The organism is Acetobacter sp. AN02, from assembly GCF_029759835.1.
In the GTDB taxonomy this organism is placed as follows: domain Bacteria; phylum Pseudomonadota; class Alphaproteobacteria; order Acetobacterales; family Acetobacteraceae; genus Acetobacter.
The window spans coordinates 1-5,350 of sequence record NZ_JAJJND010000124.1 but is presented as its reverse complement, the minus strand read 5'-3'; the positions used below and the strand labels follow the sequence as shown (position 1 = coordinate 5,350).

General features: G+C 58.9%; 5 protein-coding genes. 2 read left to right on the top strand and 3 right to left on the bottom strand.

The window, feature by feature from the left end:
- Positions 1-328 precede the first annotated feature (328 nt).
- A complete protein-coding gene (locus LOC54_RS11175) occupies positions 329-1,243 on the top strand; it encodes an alpha/beta hydrolase (RefSeq protein ID WP_279313880.1) in 915 nt (304 codons plus the stop codon).
- 86 nt (positions 1,244-1,329) lie between these two features.
- Here LOC54_RS11175 and gatB read toward each other — a convergent pair whose 3' ends face one another.
- The 3 genes from gatB to gatC are packed head-to-tail and all read right to left on the bottom strand — an operon-like array spanning position 1,330 to position 4,549.
- Positions 1,330-2,784, bottom strand: coding sequence for an Asp-tRNA(Asn)/Glu-tRNA(Gln) amidotransferase subunit GatB (gatB, locus tag LOC54_RS11170; protein WP_279313879.1), 1,455 nt, complete (start codon positions 2,782-2,784; stop codon positions 1,330-1,332).
- Entirely contained in the window at positions 2,781-4,262 is a 1,482-nt protein-coding gene (gene gatA, locus LOC54_RS11165) for an Asp-tRNA(Asn)/Glu-tRNA(Gln) amidotransferase subunit GatA (RefSeq protein ID WP_279313878.1), read from the bottom strand. The genes gatB and gatA overlap by 4 nt, the downstream gene beginning before the upstream one ends.
- Positions 4,262-4,549: an Asp-tRNA(Asn)/Glu-tRNA(Gln) amidotransferase subunit GatC gene (gene gatC / locus LOC54_RS11160; RefSeq protein ID WP_279313877.1), complete on the bottom strand. Its 288-nt coding sequence runs from the start codon at positions 4,547-4,549 to the stop codon at positions 4,262-4,264. The genes gatA and gatC overlap by 1 nt, the downstream gene beginning before the upstream one ends.
- Before the next feature lie 72 nt (positions 4,550-4,621).
- On the opposite strand from gatC, the gene ruvX reads away from it, so the two are divergent.
- The gene (gene ruvX, locus LOC54_RS11155; protein ID WP_279313876.1) at positions 4,622-5,107 is read left to right on the top strand and encodes a Holliday junction resolvase RuvX; all 486 of its coding nucleotides are present in this window, start codon (positions 4,622-4,624) and stop codon (positions 5,105-5,107) included.
- Positions 5,108-5,350: the final 243 nt, after the last annotated feature.

Genomic DNA, 5,350 nt, shown 5'->3' with positions numbered 1-5,350 from the left:
GCATGCCTCGTTGTCCGCGCCAGCCCACGCAGACCCACCGCATCGTAATCTTCACGCAATGCCAACGCTCTGCCCATTTGGATGTCTCCCCGGTGCAACATCCGGTGAATCACAGGGCGATCCAAAACGATACCCTAAAGAAATCAAATATGAGTCAGGGCATCCCAGAGTTGGTATAAGATCAATCGTGTGAAACAGGTCGATATCCGGCACGCTCATTGAGCAAATATACGGGCAGGAGTAGTCTTTGGAAACAGGACGTTCCGGATAAAAACAAGATACAGGGCCAAGACTGCTTCCGATGCTGATAAAAAGACGATGCCTTGTGATGTCAGGTGCTGCAGGTCTTCTGGCCTGTGGCGTCGGGAGCCGGGCCTGTGCGCAGGACAGCGGGGTCGAGGTCATCCCCCTGTGGGAAAACGGACCGCCGGACGGCGGCGGGCCACAGGGGCCGCTGAATGTTTCTCACTACGGAGCGATCTCCAATATCGCCGTGCCGGTTCTGCAGGTTTTCCGTCCTTCCCGTCCCGGCGGAACAGCCGTGCTTGTTGCCGGCGGGGGCGGATATCGCAGGATCGGGATGCGCCGGGAGTCGGTCCCGGCAGCGATGTGGCTGAACCGGATCGGAATTACAGCCTTCGTCCTGACCTATCGGCTGCCGTGTGAAGGCTGGACAGACGGGCGGGAGGTTCCGTTTCAGGATGCGCAGCGGGCGGTGCGGATCATACGGGGCAGAGCCTCCTCATTCGGTATCAGGAGTGACAGGATCGGTGCGCTTGGTTTTTCTGCCGGAGGCCACCTGATGGGTATGCGTTCCGTCCGCCCGGACTGGAACAGCTACAGACCTGTCGATAAGCTTGATTCCGTTTCTGACGATTTCAATTTCAGCATGCTGCTTTATCCCGTCATCACGCTTGAGCCCCCCTATCAGAACACCCTTACACGCCGGTGCCTGGTCGGGAATATGCCGTCTGCCGAGGAAAGCCGGGCCTGGTCGGTTCAGTCCTGGGTACGCAGGGATGCCCCGCCGTTTTTTCTTGCACAGGCTGCGGATGATCCGATCGTCAATGCGGAGAATACGGAAATTTTTGAAAAAGCCTGCCGGAATGCAGGTGTCCCTGTGGTCAGGCATCTGTTCGCCAGAGGAGGGCACGGGTTCGGGATGGGTCTGCCTGGCGGAGAGACGGTGTCCTGGCCAGGTATGGCAGAGGCCTGGATGCGTGAACGGCAGCTGATTGCCTGAAGGGCTGTTCTGATACTGGAAAGGCCGGGGCCTGCGGGACTGAACGGTCCGGGCGCGATTATCTTTCGCCCGGACCATGGCCTGGTCTATCCGTCCAGTCTTGCCTTGAGGATTTCATTGACCATTGCAGGATTGGCCTTTCCGGCGGTCGCCTTCATGACCTGACCGACAAAGAAGCCAAACAGCTTGTCTTTCCCGCTTTTGTATTCTGCCACCTTATCGGCATGTTTTGCGATGATCTCATCGGCTGCCGTTTCTATGGCACCCGTATCGGTCACCTGACGAAGTCCCTTGCGTTCAACAACGTCTGATGCGGATTCACCGGTCTCGAACATCGTCTCAAGCACCTCTTTGGCGATTTTGCCGTTGATGGTGCCGTCCGCAATCATGTCGAGCATACCGCCAAGAGCATCGGCACTGACCGGACTTTCCTCGATGCCCCTGCTCATCCGGTTCAGGGCTGCGAAGAAATCTCCCGTCATCCATGCTGCGGCGGAGCGACCGTCACGGCCTTTCGCAACGGCTTCATAGAAATCCGCCGTAGCCTGCTCGGCCACCAGAACCCCTGCATCGTAAGCGGTGATGCCGTACTCGGTCTGGAACCTTGCACGCTTCTCATCCGGCAGTTCCGGAAGGGCGGCGGCAAGCTCATCGACCCAGGAGCGTTCGATCACCAGCGGCAGGAGGTCGGGGTCCGGGAAGTAGCGATAGTCATGTGCGTCTTCCTTGGACCTAAGCGAACGTGTCTCTCCCTTGCCCGGATCGAACAGACGGGTCTCCTGATCAACCTCTCCGCCGGATTCCCATATCTCGATCTGGCGCATGGCCTCGATGGGGATGACCTGTGTGACAAAACGGATTGAGTTGACGTTCTTGATCTCGCAACGCGTGCGGAACGCCTCTCCGGTCTTGCGGACCGACACGTTCACGTCAGCACGCATGGAGCCTTCCTCCATGTTGCCGTCGCAGGTGCCGAGATAACGCAGGATCTGGCGGAGCTTGCGCAGATAGGCTCCGGCCTCTTCCGGCGAGCGGATATCAGGCTCGCTCACGATCTCCATCAGGGCAACACCGGCCCGGTTGAGATCGACGAAAGAGCGCGTCGGATCCTGATCATGCATCAGCTTGCCCGCGTCCTGCTCCAGATGCAGCCGCGTGATACCGATTTCCCGCGTGGTGCCGTCGGCAAGCTCGATCTCGATCTTTCCCTCGCCGACGATCGGATGGACGAACTGGCTGATCTGATAGCCGGTCGGAAGATCGGCATAGAAATAATTCTTGCGATCAAAGCGGCTCATCAGATTGATCTGAGCCTTCAGGCCCAGTCCGGTCCGGACGGCCTGCGCGACACATTCATGATTGATCACCGGGAGCATTCCCGGGAAACCGGCATCGACGAGGCTGACCTGGCTGTTCGGTTCACCACCAAAAAGCGTGGAGGCGCCGGAGAACAGCTTGGCCTTGCTGATGACCTGAGCATGAACTTCCAGACCGACAACGATCTCCCAGGCGCCGGTGCTGCCTTCAATGGTCCAGGTCATGCTGCAACTCCCGCATGGATATCCGGTCTCGCTGTGAAACCGGCTGCCTTTTCCAGAACGGAACCGGCTGCGATCAGTGTTTCCTCGTCAAAATGTCTGCCGATCAGCTGCAGACCGAGGGGAAGCCCTTCCGCGTTCAGCGCTGCCGGAACCGACATTGCAGGAACACCTGCCATGCTGGCCGGAACAGTGAAGATATCGTTGAGATACATCTGCACCGGATCATCGGGCTTTTCATTGATTCCGAATGCGGTCGTCGGTGCGGTCGGTGTGAGAAGAACATCCACCTCCTCAAACGCATTTATGAAATCACGGCAGATCAGCGTACGGATTTTCTGGGCTTTGAGATAATACGCATCGTAATATCCGGCAGAAAGCACATAGGTGCCCATCAGGATACGGCGGCGGACTTCCTCGCCAAATCCGTCATGACGCGTTTTCTCATACATCTCGTCAAGACTGTCTCCGGGCACGCGCAGTCCGAAACGCACGCCGTCATAACGTGCGAGGTTGGACGAACACTCCGCCGGAGCGATGATGTAATAGGTGGCCAGACCATACTCCGTATGGGGAAGAGAGACATCACTGACCTCACATCCCGCGTCTTTCAGCCACTGAATGCCCTTCTCCCAGACGGCCTGCATTTCCTCAGATAGCCCTTCGGACCGGTATTCCTTCGGGATGCCCACGCGCAGGCCCTTCACGGAGCGGTTTACGGCGGCGCGGAAATCGGGAACCGGCTGTTCCGAACTCGTGCTGTCCCTCGGGTCGAACCCGGCCATGGCGCCGAGCATAATGGCGGCGTCCTCGACCGAACGCGTCATCGGTCCGGCCTGATCCAGAGAGCTGGCAAAGCCGATCGTTCCCCAGCGGGAGCAGCGGCCATAGGTCGGTTTAAGACCCACGATGCCGCAATAGGCTGCGGGCTGACGGATGGAGCCGCCTGTGTCCGTGCCTGTGGCCCCCATGGCGATGTGCGCGGCCACGGCAGCGGCAGATCCGCCGGATGACCCCCCGGGGACCAGAGGCGTTGCATCACCCGTGCGATGCCAGGGACTCTCGACCGTGCCGAAGAAGGAGGTCAGATTGCCCGACCCCATTGCGAATTCATCCAGATTGGTCTTGCCGAGGAATACGCCGCCCGCATGAAGCAGTTTCTGCGTGACGGTGCTTTCATAAGGAGGAACAAAATCACTGAGAATTCTGCTGGCTGCCGTGGTCCTGATCCCGGCCGTGCAGAAAAGATCCTTGATCCCCAAGGGAATGCCCGTCAGCAGCGGCGCATCGCCTTTTGCAAGAGCCTCATCGGCGGATCGCGCCGCGGCTCCGGCGCTCTCACTCGTGATGGTGATATATGCGTTCAGGCGGGGATTGAGCGCCTCTGCGGCCCCGATATGGGCACTGACAAGTTCACTTGCGGAAAAATCGCGGCGGCGCAGGCCGTCAATCGCGGTTGTTATGGTCAGGTCAGTCAGCATTATTCGACCACTTTCGGCACGGTAAAGAACGCACCGGCACGATCCGGGGCATTCGACAGGATATCCTCAGCACGGCCACCATCGGTGACCACGTCCTCACGCTGTCGCAGCGTGACATGCTCCGTGCCGGTCATCGGCGGGACGTTCTCCACGTCCACCTCGTCAAGCATCCCGATCCAGTCGAGAATGCTGCCCATCTGGACACGGACCGTCTCCAGTTCCTGGTCGTTGAGGCCGATTCTGGCCAGTTTTGCAACACGCCTTGCTGTGGCGGGGTCGAGCGCCATACGTCAGTAACTTTCCATCACAGAGATAAAATGCTGGCTTTCACCGGTCAGAGAGGACCATACCCTTACCTCATGACGCTGTTCAACATACCAGACCTGTTTGCCCGCCTCCTGCCTGAAGAACGCCTGATCGGACTTGATCCCGGCCAGCGCCAGGTAGGTGTTGCACTCACCGATGTCCGCAGACGTGTGGCCTCTCCCTATGCCACGCTCAGGAGAGGGAAACTTTCGGTCATGGCCGCGGAAATCCGCGCGATTGCAGATAAGGAAGGGGCGGGGGGGCTTGTTGTCGGTCTGCCCCTTTCCCTGGATGGCAGCTTCGGCCCCGCCGCGCAGGCAAGCCGGGACTGGACTATCGCCTTGTCAGACATGACAGGTCTGCCTGCGGCAAACTGGGATGAGCGTCTGTCCTCAAGCGCCGTGAACCGTGCGCTGATTCAGGAGGCCGATATGACCCGTACCCGTCGGCAGGAAGTGGTGGATCGTGCAGCAGCGGCCTACATGCTCCAGGGCGTCCTCGATTTCGTCAGCTATCAGGAGGAATACAGGCAGTTCTGAACGGAGACGGATATGCTCGGATCTCATGCTGACCAGCATCAGCCGGGGAGGGCGACAGTCCGGGATATCCGGTGATGCGCCTGAGAAATTACATATAGCCGTTCATGACACATGTATATGAAGCCTGCTTTTCGTTTCCGTCTTTCGCCCGCGCCGTTATGTAGGGCCCAGGTTCTGTTGACAAAAGATCTTCTCAGACTGGCTTGGACGTGATTCAACGCTGGTCTTTACGGAGACCTGTGG

Coding starts and splice junctions, on each gene's coding strand:
- LOC54_RS11175 (WP_279313880.1), top strand. CDS start 329: ATGTCAGGTGCTGCAGGTCTTCTGGCCTGTGGCGTCGGGAGCCGGGCC.
- gatB (WP_279313879.1), bottom strand. CDS start 2,784: ATGACCTGGACCATTGAAGGCAGCACCGGCGCCTGGGAGATCGTTGTC.
- gatA (WP_279313878.1), bottom strand. CDS start 4,262: ATGCTGACTGACCTGACCATAACAACCGCGATTGACGGCCTGCGCCGC.
- gatC (WP_279313877.1), bottom strand. CDS start 4,549: ATGGCGCTCGACCCCGCCACAGCAAGGCGTGTTGCAAAACTGGCCAGA.
- ruvX (WP_279313876.1), top strand. CDS start 4,622: ATGACGCTGTTCAACATACCAGACCTGTTTGCCCGCCTCCTGCCTGAA.